15 protein-coding genes are annotated in these 17,950 nt (G+C 69.4%); 7 read left to right on the forward strand and 8 right to left on the reverse strand.

Going from position 1 to position 17,950, the window contains the following annotated elements; all coding sequences use genetic code 11:
- Nucleotides 1-127: 127 nt before the first annotated feature.
- Nucleotides 128-673: a PH domain-containing protein gene (locus KXS11_RS14795; RefSeq protein ID WP_437386371.1), complete on the reverse strand. Its 546-nt coding sequence runs from the start codon at nucleotides 671-673 to the stop codon at nucleotides 128-130.
- Nucleotides 674-806: 133 nt separating this feature from the next.
- Nucleotides 807-1,613: a biotin--[acetyl-CoA-carboxylase] ligase gene (locus KXS11_RS14800; protein WP_437386372.1), complete on the reverse strand. Its 807-nt coding sequence runs from the start codon at nucleotides 1,611-1,613 to the stop codon at nucleotides 807-809.
- A gap of 140 nt (nucleotides 1,614-1,753) precedes the next feature.
- Between KXS11_RS14800 and KXS11_RS14805 the strand changes: the two genes are divergently transcribed.
- Together KXS11_RS14805 and KXS11_RS14810 are read left to right on the forward strand one after the other, a co-directional pair.
- Nucleotides 1,754-3,355, forward strand: coding sequence for an acyl-CoA carboxylase subunit beta (locus KXS11_RS14805; RefSeq protein WP_437386373.1), 1,602 nt, complete (start codon nucleotides 1,754-1,756; stop codon nucleotides 3,353-3,355).
- Nucleotides 3,352-3,603, forward strand: a complete 252-nt coding sequence (locus KXS11_RS14810; RefSeq protein ID WP_437386374.1) for an acyl-CoA carboxylase subunit epsilon — start codon at nucleotides 3,352-3,354, stop codon at nucleotides 3,601-3,603. The genes KXS11_RS14805 and KXS11_RS14810 overlap by 4 nt, the downstream gene beginning before the upstream one ends.
- Nucleotides 3,604-3,952: 349 nt before the next feature.
- On the opposite strand, the gene KXS11_RS14815 is transcribed toward KXS11_RS14810, so the two are convergent.
- The 4 genes from KXS11_RS14815 to KXS11_RS14830 all read right to left on the reverse strand — a co-directional run bounded on the left by KXS11_RS14815 (nucleotide 3,953) and on the right by KXS11_RS14830 (nucleotide 8,291).
- Nucleotides 3,953-5,014 (reverse strand): hypothetical protein, encoded by a 1,062-nt coding sequence (locus KXS11_RS14815; RefSeq protein WP_437386375.1) that lies wholly within the window; start codon nucleotides 5,012-5,014, stop codon nucleotides 3,953-3,955.
- Entirely contained in the window at nucleotides 5,011-6,261 is a 1,251-nt protein-coding gene (locus KXS11_RS14820; RefSeq protein ID WP_437386376.1) for a sensor histidine kinase, read from the reverse strand. The genes KXS11_RS14815 and KXS11_RS14820 overlap by 4 nt, the downstream gene beginning before the upstream one ends.
- Nucleotides 6,251-6,907, reverse strand: coding sequence for a response regulator transcription factor (locus tag KXS11_RS14825; protein ID WP_064294846.1), 657 nt, complete (start codon nucleotides 6,905-6,907; stop codon nucleotides 6,251-6,253). The genes KXS11_RS14820 and KXS11_RS14825 overlap by 11 nt, the downstream gene beginning before the upstream one ends.
- Before the next feature lie 85 nt (nucleotides 6,908-6,992).
- Nucleotides 6,993-8,291 (reverse strand): class I SAM-dependent RNA methyltransferase, encoded by a 1,299-nt coding sequence (locus tag KXS11_RS14830; RefSeq protein ID WP_437386377.1) that lies wholly within the window; start codon nucleotides 8,289-8,291, stop codon nucleotides 6,993-6,995.
- A 62-nt stretch (nucleotides 8,292-8,353) separates the two neighbouring features.
- Here KXS11_RS14830 and KXS11_RS14835 point away from each other — a divergent pair, with 62 nt between their 5' ends.
- The 3 genes from KXS11_RS14835 to KXS11_RS14845 all read left to right on the forward strand — a co-directional run bounded on the left by KXS11_RS14835 (nucleotide 8,354) and on the right by KXS11_RS14845 (nucleotide 12,613).
- A complete protein-coding gene (locus KXS11_RS14835; protein ID WP_437386378.1) occupies nucleotides 8,354-9,004 on the forward strand; it encodes a Maf family protein in 651 nt (216 codons plus the stop codon).
- A gap of 96 nt (nucleotides 9,005-9,100) precedes the next feature.
- Nucleotides 9,101-10,861 carry an acetyl/propionyl/methylcrotonyl-CoA carboxylase subunit alpha gene (locus KXS11_RS14840; RefSeq protein ID WP_437386379.1) on the forward strand — a complete coding sequence of 587 codons (1,761 nt, stop codon included), beginning with the start codon at nucleotides 9,101-9,103 and terminating at the stop codon, nucleotides 10,859-10,861.
- A gap of 114 nt (nucleotides 10,862-10,975) precedes the next feature.
- On the forward strand, nucleotides 10,976-12,613 hold the full coding sequence (locus KXS11_RS14845; RefSeq protein WP_437386380.1) for a LuxR C-terminal-related transcriptional regulator: 1,638 nt from the start codon (nucleotides 10,976-10,978) through the stop codon (nucleotides 12,611-12,613).
- A 119-nt stretch (nucleotides 12,614-12,732) separates the two neighbouring features.
- Here the strand turns inward: KXS11_RS14845 and KXS11_RS14850 are convergent, their stop codons facing one another.
- Nucleotides 12,733-13,617 carry a DUF559 domain-containing protein gene (locus tag KXS11_RS14850; RefSeq protein ID WP_437386381.1) on the reverse strand — a complete coding sequence of 295 codons (885 nt, stop codon included), beginning with the start codon at nucleotides 13,615-13,617 and terminating at the stop codon, nucleotides 12,733-12,735.
- A 202-nt stretch (nucleotides 13,618-13,819) separates the two neighbouring features.
- Nucleotides 13,820-15,256: an NAD(P)H-quinone dehydrogenase gene (locus KXS11_RS14855; protein ID WP_437386382.1), complete on the reverse strand. Its 1,437-nt coding sequence runs from the start codon at nucleotides 15,254-15,256 to the stop codon at nucleotides 13,820-13,822.
- 127 nt (nucleotides 15,257-15,383) lie between these two features.
- On the opposite strand from KXS11_RS14855, the gene KXS11_RS14860 reads away from it, so the two are divergent.
- Nucleotides 15,384-16,217, forward strand: a complete 834-nt coding sequence (locus KXS11_RS14860; protein WP_437386383.1) for a purine-nucleoside phosphorylase — start codon at nucleotides 15,384-15,386, stop codon at nucleotides 16,215-16,217.
- Nucleotides 16,214-17,917 (forward strand): phospho-sugar mutase, encoded by a 1,704-nt coding sequence (locus KXS11_RS14865; protein WP_437386384.1) that lies wholly within the window; start codon nucleotides 16,214-16,216, stop codon nucleotides 17,915-17,917. The genes KXS11_RS14860 and KXS11_RS14865 overlap by 4 nt, the downstream gene beginning before the upstream one ends.
- Nucleotides 17,918-17,950: the final 33 nt, after the last annotated feature.

Here is a 17,950-nt window from a genome sequence, read left to right on the forward strand (position 1 = left end):
GGGTTCACTCCAGCTCTCCGGCACACGGCCGGCGGGTTCTCATCGCGACAGTCGGATCCGGATCCTCGACGGATCGACGGACTCCCGACTCATCATCGTACCGCCGACGCCCTCGCCTCGAGATCGGTCAGCTCGGGCGGGAGATCTGCTGAGCGGCCGGATAGGGCGCCGCGATGCTCTGGTTCTCGGCGACGAGCTCGTGCAGGGCGTTCTGCACGAGGACGGCACCCGGGACGTCGCGCAGGACGACGGGCACCTCCCCGCCCGAGGTCACCCGGACGTTGCCGCTGCCGAAGGCGCTCTGCACCCAGCTCTTGTGCACGGTGATGCCGTACCCACGGGCGTGGTAGAGCTCCTGACGAGTGCGGACGAAGAACCCACGGCGCACGATGAGGCGCCGCGTGGTGATGACGTAACGGACGGACAGCCACACGATGAACGGCAGGACGCACGCGAGCAGGACGACGACGCCGCCCCCGATGAGCACGGCCCAGTTCTGCCATTCCAGGTCGAACGAACCGAAGAAGTACGCCCCCGCGCCGCTCACCGCGATGAGCACGAGTGCGGGGAGCACGAGCCGCCGGGCATGCGGACGCAGGCGTGCGACCACACGTTCGGTCGCCGCCGCGGGAGGAGCCGGCCTGCCCGGCCCCGTCATACCGGGATCAGCCATGCTCCCATTCATAGCAGGCCACGGCGGGAGCGAGCTGCTGCCACACCGCCCGGCGACAGGCTCAGGGGCCCGGACGACCGCAGGAAAAGGGAGCGACGGCAGCGGTTGGGGCGACCGCGGGGAAGGTGCGACGTCAGCGGTCGGCCGGACGGACATGGGTGACGTCACCGGCTGCCACGGCAACAGGTGCGCCGCCATCGGCCGGGCGCACCACGAGGCGCCCGTCGGCGTCGATGCTCTCCGCGGTACCGGTGAGGGTTCCGCCGCCCGGCAGCTCGACGCGCACCGAGGTGTCGAGGGTCACACAGGCGTCGATGACCGCCGACCGCAGCCCGCTCGACTCGGCGTCCCCGTCGGCCGCGAGATAGGCGTCGTAGAGCGTCGTGAACGCACGGAGGTACGCGGACAGGATCCGGTCGGCATCCGGATCGGCGAGTCCGGCGAGGGCGAGCGAGGTCGACCGGTCCGTCGGCAGTTCCTCGGCCGTCTGGCGGAGGTTGATCCCCGTGCCGACGATCGCGCCGTCCGCGCTCGGGAGCAGTTCCGACAGGATGCCGGAGACCTTGCGACCGCCGATCAAGACGTCGTTCGGCCACTTCACGCCGGCGTCCACTCCGAGCCCGCGCAGGGCGGTGCAGAGCGCAGCCCCCGCCAGCAACGGCAACCAGCCGTAAGCGGCAAGCGCGAGCGGCTGCCCCGACGACGTCACGGGCCGAAGCAGGATCGACACGGCGAGCGACGCACCGGCAGGGACGGTCCAGACGCGCCCGAGTCGGCCGCGGCCGTTCCGCTGATCGTCGGTCACGACCACCGACCGATCGGGCCAGGTGGTGCCGTCTGCGTCATCGACCGCGCGCCTCGACAGCTCGTCGTTCGTCGAACCCGCGTGCGGCAGGATCTCCAGGCGGGCGACGAGGGAGGCGGTGAGCGGCAGATCCATGTTGCATACCCTACTGAGACGGCACCCGGTCGACGTGCGCACCCGCACACCCTCTTGGACGATGCAGACAACAGATCAGCATGCCCCTTGTGCGTGATCGTCAACGGGTCGGCCAGGGGGCCACCGGGTAAGGTGAAAGCGTGACCGACGAAACCACCTCCGGCCCTGACCTCTACACGACGGCCGGGAAGCTCGCCGACCTGAAGAACCGCTACCACGAAGCCGTGACCGCGAGTGGCGAAGCCGCCATCGAGAAGCAGCACAAGAAGGGCAAGCTCACGGCGCGCGAGCGCATCGAGCAGCTCCTCGACCACGGCAGCTTCGTGGAGCTCGACGAGTTCGTGCGGCACCGCACCACGGCGTTCGGCATGGACCGCTCTCGCCCCTACGGCGACGCCGTCGTCACCGGCACCGGCACCATCCACGGACGCCAGGTCGCCGTGTACTCGCAGGACTTCACGATCTTCGGCGGGTCGCTGGGCGAGGTGGCCGGCGACAAGATCATCAAGATCATGGACCTCGCACTGAAGACCGGCGTGCCCATCATCGGCATGCTCGACTCGGGCGGAGCGCGCATCCAGGAGGGTGTCGTCGCACTCGGCAAGTACGGCGAGATCTTCCGTCGCAACACCCAGGCCTCCGGCGTCATCCCGCAGATCTCCATCATCATGGGCCCGGCCGCCGGTGGCGCCGTCTACTCCCCGGCCCTCACCGACTTCGTCATCATGGTCGACAAGACCAGCCAGATGTTCGTCACGGGCCCGGACGTCATCAAGACCGTCACCGGCGAGGACGTCGGCATGGAGGAGCTCGGCGGCGGCTACACGCACAACACCCGCTCGGGTGTCGCGCACTACCTCGCGAGCGACGAACCCGACGCCCTCGACTACGCCAGGACCCTCGTCGGCTTCCTGCCCGACAACAACCTCTCCGAGCCGACCGTCTTCGACGTCGAGGTCGAACTGGAGACCACGGACGAGGATCGCCGTCTCAACACCCTCATCCCCGACTCCCCGAATCAGCCGTACGACGTCAAGACCGTCATCGAGCACGTGGTCGACGACGGTGACTTCCTCGAGGTCCAGCCGTTGTTCGCGCCGAACATCGTGATCGGGTTCGCGCGCGTCGAAGGCCGTTCGGTCGGCGTCATCGCCAACCAGCCGTCGCAGATGGCCGGCACGCTGAACATCGAGGCCGGTGAGAAGGCGAGCCGCTTCGTTCGATTCTGCGACGCCTTCAGCATCCCGATCCTGACCCTCGTCGACGTCCCCGGCTACCTGCCGGGCACCGACCAGGAATGGACCGGCGTCATCCGTCGTGGCGCGAAGCTCCTCTACGCGTATGCGGAGGCCACCGTGCCCCTCGTCACCGTGATCCTGCGGAAGGCGTATGGCGGCGCGTACATCGTCATGGGCTCGAAGCAGCTCGGCGCCGACATCAACCTCGCCTGGCCGACGGCCGAGATCGCGGTGATGGGCGGCCAGGGCGCCGTGAACATCCTCTACCGCGGTGAGATCAAGCGCGCCGAGGAGGCCGGCGAGGACGTCGCAGCGGTCCGCACGCGACTCGCCAACGAGTACACGTACAACGTCGCCAGCCCGTTCCTCGCCGCTGAGCGCGGCGAGTTGGACGGCGTCATCGAGCCGGCGGCCACTCGCGTCTCGGTCATCAAGGCCCTGCGCGCGCTGCGCACGAAGCGGGCGAGCCTGCCCGCCAAGAAGCACGGGAACATCCCACTGTGAGCACCGCCGCCGAGCCACCGATCGCCGAGCCGTCGGCGATCGAACTGCGCATCGTGCGCGGCAACCCCACGGACGAGGAGATCGCCGCCCTGACGGCGGTCCTGAGCGTCGCGGTGGCCGAGCAGGCGGCTCGCATCGCGGACAGTGTCCCGACACCCCTGATCCCGTCCGCGTGGGAGCGCACCCGGCGGAACCTCCGCACCGGCATCTCCACCGGCCCCGGCCACTGGCGCGGTTTCTCGGGCTGAATCAGCCCTGTGCCCCTCCGTTGCCCCTCGGATCGCCGACCGATGTCCCCCATTCGTGTCCTCCATAGTGCCGACTGTCGGGGGTAGCCCTAATGGGGGATCATCATTCCTGAGAGTTGTGTCTCATCGAGACCACTTCACCAGCTTCTGCTCCATCTAGGGTAAGCGGGCGGAAGTTCGGGGGCGGGTCAGAGCGATATTCGGGTTATCGCTCTGACCCACGAACGCCACTGTTCTCAGAACAGCGAAAGAAGGGCCAGCATCGGGTGCTGGCCCTTCTTCCGGTTCAGGCCCGATTGTCGCGTCACGCCGGGGCGATCAGTCGTGCCCCATCGTGCGCGAACCGCCCTCAGTCGTCCTGCTCTGCCACCGCGGGCACACTACCGGCGAGTGACCCGTCGCGCGGGATCTCGAGCCACACGTCGAGCTCCTCGTCGTCGTCCTCGGGGCCGAGAGGCACCCCGGGCTCACGGTGCACCCTCCGGAGTCCGACCACGGTCGCGGCGATGCGCTCGTCATCCGGCACGCTCCTGACGATCAAGCGGGTCGCCTGCGACAGCTCCAACGCATGGGCGATCTGTTCATGGATGGACGCCAGCACCCCTGGGTCGAGTTCGTCGAGCCCACCCTCGTCGAGCATGTTCACGATGGCACCGCGCCGTCGTGCAGCCAGCACCTCCTCCCGCACCGCGTCGCTCAGCAGGTGACGCCCGCGGATCTCGTCGCGCAGGCTCGCCTCGAGCGTGCGACACTCGGTGCGGTCGGCGACCGAGAGCCTCCCCTCGTTCGCGATGATCGTGCGGAGCATGGGCGTGGCGAGACGGCCGGTCTGACTGAGCCGTCGTCGCCGCTCGTGCACGTGCGCATACTGCGCGGCCTGCCAGTCGGACGTCGCGTGTTCGGCCTGGGTGAGTCGCTCCGCGTCATGCTGGGCTCCGGCGATCGAGCGTGTGAGCACACTCGCGAGCGCCACCCAGATGAGGCTGCCGGTGACGCCCATGCCGAGGGCGAGGCCGGGGCCGGCCCACACGATCGACTGGACCGTGAGGAAGATGATGCCGAGGTAGGCGACGAGCTCGCGCTGCCGCACGACGGTGATGGTCATCAGCGTGCCGACCGAGGCGACGTGCCAGGTGGCGTAGCCGTTGTTCCTCGTCGGGTCGAGCTGGCTCGTGACGAGCAGCGGGACGATGATCGCCGTCGCGAGGTTGAGGCTCGCGAGCCAGGGCGGCATGCGCGTGCTGCCGCTCGGCCACAGACTCAGGACGCTCGCGGTCGCGTACACGACCATTGCGATGATGACGGGAAGCGCCTCTCTCGGCATCTCGAGCGTGAGTGCGGCGCGGAGGAGGTGGTACGCGGAGAACAGGGCCGCCAGGATGACGAGCGCATACCGCGGGGCCGGGGTCACGCTGCCACCTCGGGCGACCAGTCGATGCGGATGACCGTGCCCTCTCCCGGCCGGGCGATGACGGTCGTACGACCGCCGACGCCGGCGACGCGTTCGATGATGGAGACCTTCAGACCGAGTCGCTCCTCCGCCACCTGCGCGGGGTCGAAGCCGACGCCGTCGTCACGCACGATGACGCACACGCCACCGGAGACGGTGCCCTCGATCGACAGACCTCTCGTCGCGTCGGTTCCTGCGTGCTCGACGCTGTTCACCATCGCCTGCACCGTCGCCCAGTAGACGGCGTTCGCGACGTTCACGGGGAGCACACGTCCCGAGGCACCCTCCACGCTGACCTCGAAGGGCTCCCCGATCATGGCGGCGGCCACACGGAGTCGTTCGATGAGCTCCGCGAGACCCGTCACGTCGTCTTCGTTCGTCATCGGTGCACCGACGCCCTCGAGCTGCTCGATCGCGACGCGCGCCATCATCACCGCCAGCGCCTCGGATTTCGGGGTGAGGGCGCGGTCTGCGGCGAGGAGTGACGCGAGCACGCTGTCGTGCACGATCGAGTCGACCTCGACCCGCTCGACCTCCGTCGCGTGCTGCTTGACCGCGGCGTCATAGGTGGCGAGGGCAGCCGCTCGGGCGGTGTCGACCCGGCCTGCGAGCACGCGGAACAGACCGACGAGGACGACGATGAGCCCTCCGATGATCGTGGCGTACGAGGCGTCGAGTGCGCCGATCTCCCACGACTCACGGACGAAGTCGGCATCGATGATGCGGTTCACGCCGTACATGAGCGACGTGACGAGGAGGTAGAGGATCGCGCCGCGCAACTGCAGCGGCACGCACGCGAACGCCACGGCGATCGTGCAGAGGTACCAGATCCACGGTTCCTGGTTGATGTCGGCCGGTGCCGGTGCGTTCACGGACGGCCAGATGAGCAGCGCGACGAAGAACACCGTCGCGAAGACGCCGGACGCGAGCCGGTGGTGCCAGAGGAAGAAGCAGCAGATGATCGCCGCGAACATCGTGCCGAACACCACTCCGACGAAGACGAACCCGAACCATCCATCGATCTGGATCCCCTGACCGAAGGTGGTGAACGCGGTCTGCAAGCCGAACACCAGCCCGATGATCGCGACCGACCGGCCGAGCAGGCGCTCGAAGTTCGCGGTGTTCAGCATCCGGCGCTGGACCTGGGCATCCTTGACGTTCGATTCGATCGCCGGATGCCTCGTCGGAGCCCGGAAGCTAGGAGACATCCGTCCCGCCTTGATCGAGGCCGGGGAGGATCCCGTCCTCGACCGCTCGGCGGAGCAGGTCGACCTTCGTCGGAGCCGGACGGCCGACCTCCACGTACTTCACGCGGATGCGGTCGATGTGTTCGCGTGCCGTCGAGTACGCGATGCCGAGCTGCATGGCGACGGTCTTCAGCGGGAGTCCGGAGGCGTACAGGTGCAGGACGTCGCGCTCGCGACGGCCCAGCTGCGCTCGGGCGAAGTCGCTGTCGGCGTCGATCGCGCTCGCCCACTCGATGTTGTTGAGCGCCTCGCCGCGGGCGACGGTCCCGATGGCCGCGATGACCGTGTCGGTCGGCGACGACTTCGGGATGACGCCGGAGGCACCGGCCGCGAGGGCCTCGCGCACGAGCGCCACCCGGTCGGCGATGGAGTGGATGAGGACGTGCGCACCCACCGCCTGCACCGCGTGGATGTTCGAGGTCGGCGTGCTGCCGTCGGAGAGCGACAGGTCGAGCACGACGACGTCGGGCACCACCCCGTTCAACGCGGCGATGCATTCGACGGCGGTCGGGGCGCTGGCCACGACCTGATACCCGGCGTGCGCGCACACCGCTTCGATCCCGAGCCTGACGGACTCGTGATCATCAATGATTGCGACGGTCACCACGGCACCATCGTAGCCATAGCGGGCACCGCCCCGTGCGACGCTCAGGTCGCGAGTCGCGATGCACCCGCTCAGGGGGCAACGCCGATCAGGCGGAACGGGTGAACGCGGCCACGGCCTCGAGGTGGTGCGTGTTCGGGAACAGGTCGTACGCCGCGAGGTTGTCGAGCTCGTAGCCCTGCTCGGAGAGGAGGGCGACGTCGCGGGAGAGCGCGATCGGGTCGCATGCGACGTAGACGATGGATGCGGGTCGCAGTTCACCGAGCATGGCGACGACCTCGGCGCCTGCGCCCGAACGCGGCGGGTCGAGGACCACGGTGGCCGCGGCGTAGCGCGAACGCTCGACCCGGCTGCCCGAGGCGATCTCCGCGCGGAGGAATGCGTCGACCTTCGCGGTCACCGCCTGCGCGCCGACCCACTCGGCCAGGTTCTCACCCGCGTACTCGGTGGCGCGCTCGTCGCTCTCCACGGTCGTGATGCGCGTCGTGGGGCCGAACTGGTCGCCGATGCCGGCCGCGAGGAGGCCGACGCCTCCGTAGAGGTCGAGGTTCGCTGCGCGGGGGTCGAAGAGCGCGTCGTCGATGGCGCGGGAGACGGCCTGCTGGAGGGTGGTCGCCGCCTGACGGTGCACCTGCCAGAAGCCGTTCGCGTCGACGATGAACTCGCGACCACCGACCATCTCGCGGATGGGGTCGGCAGCCGGTCGCACCGGCTTCGGTCCGCCGCGACGACGTCCACCACGACGACGGTCTCCTCCGCCGGCCTCGTCGGTGCGCGCCAGGACGCGGACACCGCCGGACGAGGGCTGGACGATGTCGATCGCGGTCGCCTGGTAGGGCAGCTCGCCGAGCTGCGCGGCGGCGGCGACCTCCTCGGTGGCGAGCGGGAGGTCGGTGACGGGGACGACGTTGTGGGACCGCGCGGCGTAGGGGCCGACGTTGCCGTGCTGGTCGATGTGCAACGAGACGCGCGTGCGCCAGCGGGTGCCGTCTGCCGTCTCCCCCTCGACCGGTGCGACCGTGAACTCGGGTGAGACGCCGGCGAACCGCTCGAGGCCCTCGGCGAGCACCTGGTGCTTCAGCGCACGCTGGTGAGCGAGATCGATGTGTCCGAACTCGGCGCCGCCCGCCCGCTCCTCCGGGGAGCGGTCGATGCCGGCCTCAGCCCAGACGTGCGGCTGGCGGTGCTCGGAGGCGGTGAGGACCTCGACCGCCTCCGCCCGCCAGAACCGCTTCTCGTTCTCGTCGACGATGCGCGCGCGGACCCGCTCCCCGGGGAGGGTGTCGGGGACGAACACCACCCGGCCTTCGAGTCTCGCGACGAAGACACCCCCGTGGGCTACGTTGGTGATGTCCAGTTCCACGGTGCGTGTCGTCGTCGTGCTCATGCGTCGAGCATGTCACACGGGCGGCGACTGGGAGTGCACCGTCCGTCCCGGAAGGAGCGGCCGTGCGCCTCACCCTCGCCTCCACCTCCCCCGCCAGGCTCGCCCTGCTGCGCTCCAGCGGCATCGAGCCGGTCATCGTCCCGTCGTCGGTCGACGAGGACCAGGTGGTCGCCGACGCTGCCGCCTCCGCTGGAGCACCGCTGTCTCCCGAGGAGGTCGTCGCCCTGCTGGCTCGGGCGAAGGCGGAGGCCTCGCTGGCAGTCGTGCACGAGCGCGGTGAGACGGTGGACCTCATCCTCGGCGGCGACTCGGTCTTCGTGCTGGACGGCGTGGTCCACGGCAAGCCGCACACCGCCGAGCGGGCCCGCGCGCGCTGGCACGCCCAACGAGGCCGCACCGGCACGCTCTGCTCCGGCCACTGGCTCATCGACTGCACCGGCCCGACCCCGGTGGGCATCGGCGCCGTCGCCACCGCGGAGGTGTCCTTCGCCGACGATCTCGAGGACGATGAGATCGACGCCTACGTCGCGTCCGGGGAGCCGCTCTTCGTCGCCGGTGCGTTCACGATCGACAGCCTCGGCGCCGCGTTCATCACGCGCATCGTCGGCGATCCGTCCACGGTCGTCGGACTCTCCCTCCCGACGCTGCGCCGCCTGGTCCGCACCCTGGGCCACGACTGGCACGAGCTGCGCAACCGCCCTGGTGCCCTGTGATTCCGCGGCAGTTGTAGAGCTCGCACGTCGTTCATCCGGCTTTTTTGTGGGTGTGAACCAAAGGGAGCTTGCCCGCTGCAGGTAGGCTCTTCGACTGTGCCACGTATAACCAAGGTCCTCATCGCCAACCGTGGCGAGATCGCCGTCCGCGTCATCCGCGCCGCACGAGACAGCGGGATCGCCTCCGTCGCCGTCTACGCGGACCAGGATCGCGACGCCATGCATGCCCGCCTCGCCGACGAGGCGTACGCATTGGACGGCACCACGAGCGCTGAGACGTACCTCGTCATCGACAAGCTGCTGTCCATCGCGCGCCGCTCGGGCGCGGACGCCGTCCACCCCGGATACGGCTTCCTCGCCGAGAACGCCGACTTCGCCCGCGCCGTCGCAGGCGCCGGGCTCATCTGGATCGGCCCCTCCCCCGAAGCCATCGAGCGCCTCGGAGACAAGGTGTCGGCTCGCCACGTCGCCGAGAAGGTCGGCGCTCCCCTCGCGCCCGGCACGCTGAACCCGGTCTCCGGAGCCGACGAGGTCCTCGACTTCGTCGACATCCACGGGCTGCCCGTCGCCATCAAGGCGGCGTTCGGCGGCGGCGGACGCGGTCTCAAGGTCGCCCGCGAACGCGGAGAGGTCGCAGAGCTCTTCGAATCGGCCACCCGAGAGGCGATCGCGGCGTTCGGTCGCGGCGAGTGCTTCGTCGAGAAGTACCTCGACCAGCCGCGCCACGTCGAGACGCAGTGCCTCGCCGACGCCCACGGGAACGTCGTCGTCGTCTCCACCCGCGACTGCTCGCTCCAGCGTCGTCACCAGAAGCTCGTCGAAGAGGCACCTGCTCCGTTCCTCACCGACGAGCAGAACACCGAGCTCTACCGGGCGTCGAAGGCCATCCTGAAGGAGGTCGGCTACCTCGGCGCCGGCACCTGCGAATTCCTCATCGGCAAGGACGGCACGGTCTCCTTCCTCGAGGTGAACACGCGTCTGCAGGTCGAGCACCCCGTCTCCGAGGAGATCACGGGCATCGACCTCGTCCGCGAGCAGTTCCGGCTCGCCGAGGGCGGCGTCCTCGATTACGACGACCCGAAGCCCACCGGCCACTCCTTCGAGTTCCGCATCAACGGCGAGGATCCGGGTCGTGGTTTCCTCCCCCAGCCCGGCCCCATCCACGTCTTCAAGACATTCGGTGGGCCTGGCGTCCGTCTCGACTCCGGTGTGACCGCTGGAGACACCATCTCCGGCGCGTTCGACTCCCTCCTCGGCAAGCTCATCGTCACCGGCCGCACCCGCGAGGAGGCGCTCGAGCGCAGCCGACGCGCACTCGACGAGTTCGATGTCGCGGGCCTCCCCACGGTCATCCCCTTCCACCGCAAGATCGTCCGCGACCCCGCGTTCACAGCCGAGGACGGCACGTTCGGCATCTACACACGGTGGATCGAGACGGAGTTCGTCAACGACATCCCGGCGTGGGACGGATCCATCGAGGCCCAGCAGGCACCGGCCGCCCGCTCGACCGTCGTCGTCGAGGTCGGCGGCAAGCGCCTCGAGGTCAGTCTTCCGGGCGGACAGATCGGGTTCGGCGTCGGCGCCCCTGCAGCCGCACCGGCACCGCACCGTCGCGGCGGTTCCGCCGTCGTCTCCGGTGCGACTGGCGACTCCGTCACCGCCCCCATGCAGGCGACGATCGTGAAGCTTGCCGTCGCCGAGGGCGAGCAGGTCGTCAAGGGCGACCTCGTCGTCGTGCTCGAAGCCATGAAGATGGAGCAGCCGATCACCGCTCACAAGGACGGCACGGTGGGGTCCATCGATGCCACCGTGGGCGCGACGGTTTCCTCCGGCCACCAGCTGCTCACCATCAGCTGACCAGCCCCTGCGCCACCCGTGTCGCCCCCTGGCCGTGTCGCCGAGGGGGCGATGCGCGTTCCGGCTGCGTCCACCGAGCGGCACCGCTGCACGGTGCGGAGGTACGCTGAGCACGTGCACACCCGACACACCATCGAGGACGCGTTGGACTGCGTCGCAAGCTTCGACACCGAGGGTGCCCTGGCGGTCCTCGAGGCCGCACCGGGCGTCACGACCGATCCGTCGCTCCTCGCGCTCCGCTCCTACGTGCGATACACCCGCGCGGACTTCGCGCTCTCCCGCGGCGACGCGAGCGATGCGGTCGCCCGTTCCATCGACGCCGACCCGACCACGCGACTCCTCGTCCTCGGGGCAGCCGGACTCGCCCTCGGTTCCGATCGGGCCTCCAGCTCCGACCTCGACGGGTGCCTGCAGGAAGCGGCGACGATCCTCGCCGACGAACCGGCGATCGACCCGGGCATCGCATGGCTGGTCGGGTACCTCCTCATCGAGGGCGCCGTCGTCAACGCCCTCGTCGCGCTCGCCAGGAGCTTCGCCGACCGGTTCGCATCGGCGCTCGCCACTGCACCCGACCGCCTGTTCCGCAACCTCGTCGACGGCGTGATCGCACGACTCCTGGTGCAGGAGGGCCGCCTGTCCGAAGCCGAGGTGGTCGCCGTCGCCATGTTCGAGCGGGCCTCGACCGGTCCGACGGCGCTGTATGCCGAGGCTGTCCGCTGCCTCGTCGCCGGGAACCGTGCCGAGCAGGGCGCGACGCGCGCACTCGCCCGCAAGGTGCGGAAGGCCGTTCCGAATCCGACCGGCGCCTTCGAGACGGCCTGCTACCTGCTCGTCGGATTCGGCCTCGCAGCCCTTGCGGACGACCACGGGGCGGCTGCCCTCGCTCGAAGCGCCGCAGGCGACGACTTCAGTGGGCTGAGCGTGCAGGATCGTGCACTCGCGATCGAACTCCTCGTCGCGAGCGCTGCGCTCGACGGGGACATCGTGGAGATCGAGCGTCTCATCGGCTTCATCGACGCCGACGTCGACCGCCGTGTCCCCGGCCCCACGATCCTGCGCATGCGGTGCAAACTCGAACTCCTCCGTGGCGACGCTGCAGCCTCGCTGACGGCGGCCCGGACCGCGAACGAACGGGCGCTCGCCGATGGTCGCATGCTCGAGGCCGGGATCGCCGAGATCCTCGCCACCCGGGCGCTCATCGCGATGTCAGATCGTGGGCAGGCTGTCCGTGAGCTGGCGGCACTGGCCGATCAGGCCGGACGTGACGGGCACACGGCGGCGACCAGGTCTGCCGCGCGGGAGCTGAAGGCCATCGGTCGTCGTCTGCCGCCGACGCCAGGCTCCGGTTGGGACGCCCTGTCGCCTCGCGAACGGGAGGTCGCGCTGCTGTCGGCTGAGGGCAATTCGACGGCGCAGGTCGCCGCGATCCTCCAGTTGTCATCGCGCACGGTCGATGCCCACCTCACTCGGGTGCTCGCCGCCTTCGGCATCGTGTCGCGACGCCAGCTGCCGTCGAAGCTCCCGGCGACCCTGCCGCGGGCCACCGGCCCCATCCCGACGGCGAAACTCACGCCCAGACAACACGACATCGCCGAGCTCGTGGCCGACGGGCTGTCCAACGACGAGATCGCAGCGACTCTCGGCATCTCCCGGAAGACGGTCGAGAAGCACCTCAGTGCCATCTTCGACGCCTGGGGCGTGCGCTCCCGGGTGGCGGTGGCACGCATCGTCCTGGCAACCCGCCCTCAGTGACCTGTCCAGAATTCAGGGAAGCTGCGGCGGCGCACGTTCCCAGCACCGTCTTTCTAGCGATTTTCGGACATCGTGCCGATAGAACGTCAGCATTCCCTGAATTCTGAGCAGCACGCAGCTCAGTGCATATCGAGCGTTTGTCGGATGACACGCTCGCAAAACGGCCAGTCGAACATGACCTGTCGGAACGAGAGCCTGATCACCACGTGACCGCTCGCGGTCAGCAGCGCATCCCGTCGGCGATCGGCTTCAAATCGAGCGGGATCCGAGTGATAGGCGAATCCGTCGACCTCGATGACGACGCGCTCACCGACGAGAAGGTCGACGCGTCCGACGCCGGCGAACGCCACCTGCCGGCGGACCGCGATGCCAGCCCGGACGAGGCGCTGGCCGACGAGCGACTCCGGGCCGGATTCGGCGCCCGGGCGAACCGTCCCAGCTCGAGACTGCAGGTGCGCAGGCAGCATGGCGGCGATCCGTGCGAGGGCCGGAGACGACACCATGCCGGACGACAACGCGGTCTCCCAGCAGGCGATCGCGTGCTCCTCGTCTGCGCAGTGCATGACCTGGCGCAGCGCCTCAGCTGCACTCACACGCCAGGTCTCTGGCCCCGCGACCGCGGGCCGCGGGACCCCCGTCCAGTGGAGCACGACCGGATCCGGGAACACGTCGGCCTCGAGCGCCTCTCGGAATCCCAACGCGGACTTTCGTGTACGCAACCTGCTCGCGAGATGTGGCACCGACACGTGCACGCGCGAATCCATGCCGTCCCAGAACCCGTATGTCCGTGCAGCGGTGAGGCACCCGACGGCGCCTCCGACGCGCACCGCGACGATGGACCACCGAGGAGTGCTCGGAACGGCGTAGTAGCCCTGCCGAACCCGCGTGATGGCACCACCTCGCACGGACGCTGTCAGGTCGCGACCGGTGAACCCAGCGATCAACAACTGACGTCGCGTCGCGATTCCGCCGAGCCGTTCGATGACATGCACGATCCTGAGCATGCTTCGAGCGTTGTGCCTGCGTCTCCGCCGGCTCGCCCGAATCTGCTTCCCAGCGATAGATTGCCCCGCACCATCCCCTGTGGAGCGCGTTCACAATTCAGGGCATTCGTCGTTCCGAGCCCGCGAATGTCCGATTCTCGCTCGAACGCGCGGCGTGTCAGACCTCTGGGCGAGATGTTCCCTGAATTCTGATCAGTATCCGTTACTGGACGATGTGCATTGCTCGCGCAGCGTCGGTGATCGAACCGGTGAGCGAGGGATAGACGGTGAAGGCCCGCGCGACCTGGTCGACGTTCAAGCGCTGCTCCACGGCCAGAGCGAGCGGGAAGATCAGCTCGCTGGCCTTCGGCGCGACGATGACCCCGCCGATGACCGTACCGCTGCCGGTCCGGGCGAAGAGTTTCACGAAGCCGTCCTTGATACCCATCATCTTCGCGCGCGGGTTCTGCGCGAGCGGCAGCTTGTAGATCTCGCCCTGCGCGATGCCGTCCTCGATCTGCTTCTGGGTCCAGCCGACGGTGGCGATCTCCGGCTGGGTGAAGATGTTCGCCGCGACGTTCCGGATCTCCGTGGGGTTCACCGCGTCACCCATCGCGTGCAGCATCGAGGTGCGCCCCTGCATCGATGCCACGGAGGCGAGCGGCATGAAGGTCGTGCAGTCGCCCGCAGCGTAGATGTTGGGGACGCTCGTCCGAGCCACACGGTTCACGCGGATGTGGCCGGAGTCGGTCAGCTGCACGCCGGCTTCCTCGAGCCCGATGCCCGCGGTGTTCGGGATGGACCCGACCGCCATGAGGCAGTGCGAGCCTTCGACCGTCCGTCCGTCCGACAGCGTCGCGACGACGCCGTGCTCCGTGCGCGTCACCGAGTCGGCTCGCGACGTCGACAGCACGGTCATGCCGTTGCGCTTGAAGACGTTCTCGATGACGGCGGCCGCGTCAGCGTCCTCGCCGGGCAGGACCTGGTCGCGGCTGGAGATGAGGGTGACCTTCGAGCCGAGCGCGGTGTACGCCGACGCGAACTCGGCGCCGGTCACGCCCGAGCCGACGACGATGAGGTGCTCCGGCACCGAGGTGAGGTTGTAGAGCTGGGTCCAGGTGAGGATCCGCTCGCCGTCCGGCAACGCGGACGGGAGCTGACGGGGACTCGCGCCGACGGAGACGACGATGGTGTCGGCCTCGATGCGGTCGAAGTCGGTGCCTCCGGTGAGGTCGGTGGAAACGACGACCTCGTTCGGGCCGTCCAGACGCCCCTGACCGTTGATGATCCGGACACCGGCACGGATGAGCCCGGCGCGCATGTCCTCCGACTGCTGGCGGGCGAGGCCGAGGAGACGCTTGTTGACCGCTGCCAGGTTCACGGCGACCTCGGGACGACTCGGCTTGCCGGTCGCTTCCGAGCGGACGAAGAACTGGACGCCGAGGTCCGCTGCCTCTCCGATGGCTCCGACGGCGTCGGCCGTCGCGATGAGGCTCTTCGAGGGGACGACGTCGGTGATGACGGCAGCGCCACCCACACCGGAGCGCTCGACGAGCGTCACGTCCGCACCGAGCTGAGCTCCGGCGAGCGCCGCTTCGTATCCACCTGGACCGCCTCCGATGATCGCGACTCGCTGCTTGCGTTCGAACTCGTTGGCCATGTGTCCATTCTCGCGCGGGATCAGGGGCGGAACCAAACTCAGGAGGCGTCTGCCCCACCGTCGTCCTGCGCGGATGAGCGGGTTCACCCGGTTGGGGAGCCCGCTCGCCGATGTCTAGAGTGAGAACATGTCCGAAACCTCTGCGAACCCACTCGATCTGCCCGACATCGACCCCTTCGAGATCGCCCGCGAAGCCGCCGGCCAGATCGCCGAGAAGACCGGTGTCGACCGACACGACATCGCGCTCACGCTCGGCAGCGGCTGGGGCAAGGCGGCCGACCTCATCGGAGAGACGACCGCCACGATCCCCGCGTCGGAGATCGTCGGCTTCTCGAAGCCCGCACTCGAAGGCCACGTCGGCACGCTGCGCTCCGTGCTCCTTCCGAGCGGCAAGCGCGCCCTCGTCATCGGCGCCCGCACGCACTACTACGAGAACCACGGGGTGCGCCGCGTCGTGCACAGCGTCCGCACCGCGGCAGCCGCCGGCGCGAGCGTGATGGTGCTGACCAACGGCGCCGGGGGCATCAAGGACCACTGGACCCCCGGCACCCCCGTCCTCATCAGCGACCACATCAACCTCACGGCCGACTCGCCGCTCGAGGGCGCCACCTTCATCGACCTGACCGACCTCTACGCGAAGCGGCTCCGCGACCTCGCGCACGAGGTAGCCCCCGAGCTCGACGAAGGCGTCTACACGCAGTTCCGCGGCCCGCACTATGAGACGCCCGCCGAGGTGCAGATGGCGAAAGCCATCGGCGGACACATCGTCGGCATGTCCACGGCCCTCGAGGCGATCGCCGCCCGTCAGGCCGGCATGGAGGTGCTCGGCATGTCCCTCATCACGAACCTCGCCGCCGGCATCCAGAAGACCCCGCTCAGCCACGCCGAGGTCATCGAGGCCGGCCAGGCCGCCGAGCCGGTGATCAGCAAACTCCTCGCACAGATCGTCGCCGCACTGTGAGCGGGGAGGAGACGCTGCTCGCCACGGCCTCCGCCTGGCTCGCCCAGGACCCGGACGCCGAGACCCGCGCTGAGCTTGCAGCGCTCGTCGCGCGTGCCGACGCGGGCGACGCCGTGGCGACGGCCGAACTGCACGACCGCTTCGACACGCGTCTCCAGTTCGGCACCGCTGGCCTGCGTGGCCGGATCGAGGCCGGCTCGAACCGGATGAACCGGGTGCTCGTGTCGCAGGCCGCGGCCGGCCTCGCCGCGTACCTGCGCGAACAGGCCGCACCGGGCGTCGTCCCCAGTGTCGTCATCGGCTACGACGGCCGGAAGAACTCGGCCGTGTTCGCCACGGACACCGCGGAACTCATGGCCGGTGCGGGTGTGCGCGCCATCCTGTTGCCGCGTCTCCTCCCCACGCCGGTCCTCGCGTTCGCCGTCCGGTACTTCGACGCGAGCGCCGGGGTCATGGTCACGGCGAGCCACAATCCGCCAGCAGACAACGGCTACAAGGTGTACCTGGGCGGCGAGCACCACGGCTCCCAGATCGTCTCACCGGCCGACGCCGCCATCGCTGCGCACATCGAGCGGATCGCCGTCTCCGCGCTCGCCCCGGAACTGCCGCGCAGCACCGCCTTCGAGGTCGCCGGTGAGGACGTCGTCGACGCGTACGTCGCAGCCACGGCCGCCGTCGCGCCGGCCCCCGCTGGGGACCAGCTGCGCGTCGTCTACACGGCGATGCACGGCGTCGGGTGGGAGACGACGCAGCGTGTGCTGCAGTCAGCCGGATACCCGGCGCCGGAGCTCGTCACCGAGCAGATCGAACCCGACCCGACCTTCCGGACCGTCAGTTTCCCGAACCCCGAGGAACCCGGCGCGCTGGACCTCGCCTTCGCCACGGCGCGGACGACGGGTGCGGACATCATCATCGCCAACGACCCGGACGCCGACCGACTCGCGATCGCTATCCCCGATTCCACCGAGGCGTCCGGATACCGGCGACTGACCGGCAACGAGGTGGGACTCCTCCTCGGCTGGCGCGCAGCCCAGGCGGCCTCAGCCGATGCTGTGGGAGACGCAGCGCCCGAGGGCGTGCTCGCCTGTTCGATCGTCTCGTCACCGGCGCTCCGCACGGTCGCCGAGGCGCACCGGCTCGGTTTCCAGGAGACGCTCACCGGGTTCAAGTGGATCTCCCGTGCGCCGGGTATGGTCTTCGGGTTCGAGGAGGCCCTCGGCTACCTGGTGAACCCCGGGACGGTCCGTGACAAGGACGGCATCTCCGCCGCGGTCGCGTTCCTCGGCCTCGCGACCGCCGCAGCGCAGGCGGGTGAGGACGTCGCGGGGCTCCTCGACCGCTTCGCGGAGACCTTCGGATCCTTCGGCAGCGACCAGATCTCGATCCGGTACGAGGAACTGAGCCGGATCGGTGCGGTCATGGCACGCCTCCGTGAGCTGCCGCCGACGACGGTGGCCGGTGCGGCCGTGACCCGGATCGACGACCTGATCGACGGCTTCGAGGCGCTCCCACCGAGCGACGTCCTGCGCCTCTGGCTCGACGACGGCACCCGCGTCATGATCCGACCGAGCGGGACCGAGCCGAAGCTCAAGGTGTACGTCGACGTCCAGTCGTCCGAAGGCGACGCCGCTGCGCGGGCCGCGACAGTCGCTGCGCGACTCGCCGCTCTCCGGGAGGAACTCACGGCCCTCGTGTCCTGACAGGTCGAAGGGCGTCCGGCCGGGCGCCCTTCG

Origin of the sequence: Plantibacter flavus (assembly GCF_051487245.1) — a bacterium.
Classification (GTDB): domain Bacteria; phylum Actinomycetota; class Actinomycetes; order Actinomycetales; family Microbacteriaceae; genus Plantibacter; species Plantibacter flavus_B.

Bases quoted from the DNA above. Each gene is read 5' to 3' on its own strand.
- KXS11_RS14795 (WP_437386371.1), bottom strand. From the start codon at position 673: ATGGCTGATCCCGGTATGACGGGGCCGGGCAGGCCGGCTCCTCCCGCG.
- KXS11_RS14800 (WP_437386372.1), bottom strand. From the start codon at position 1,613: ATGGATCTGCCGCTCACCGCCTCCCTCGTCGCCCGCCTGGAGATCCTG.
- KXS11_RS14820 (WP_437386376.1), bottom strand. From the start codon at position 6,261: ATGTCTCCTAGCTTCCGGGCTCCGACGAGGCATCCGGCGATCGAATCG.
- KXS11_RS14830 (WP_437386377.1), bottom strand. From the start codon at position 8,291: ATGAGCACGACGACGACACGCACCGTGGAACTGGACATCACCAACGTA.
- KXS11_RS14850 (WP_437386381.1), bottom strand. From the start codon at position 13,617: ATGCTCAGGATCGTGCATGTCATCGAACGGCTCGGCGGAATCGCGACG.
- KXS11_RS14855 (WP_437386382.1), bottom strand. From the start codon at position 15,256: ATGGCCAACGAGTTCGAACGCAAGCAGCGAGTCGCGATCATCGGAGGC.
- KXS11_RS14860 (WP_437386383.1), top strand. From the start codon at position 15,384: ATGTCCGAAACCTCTGCGAACCCACTCGATCTGCCCGACATCGACCCC.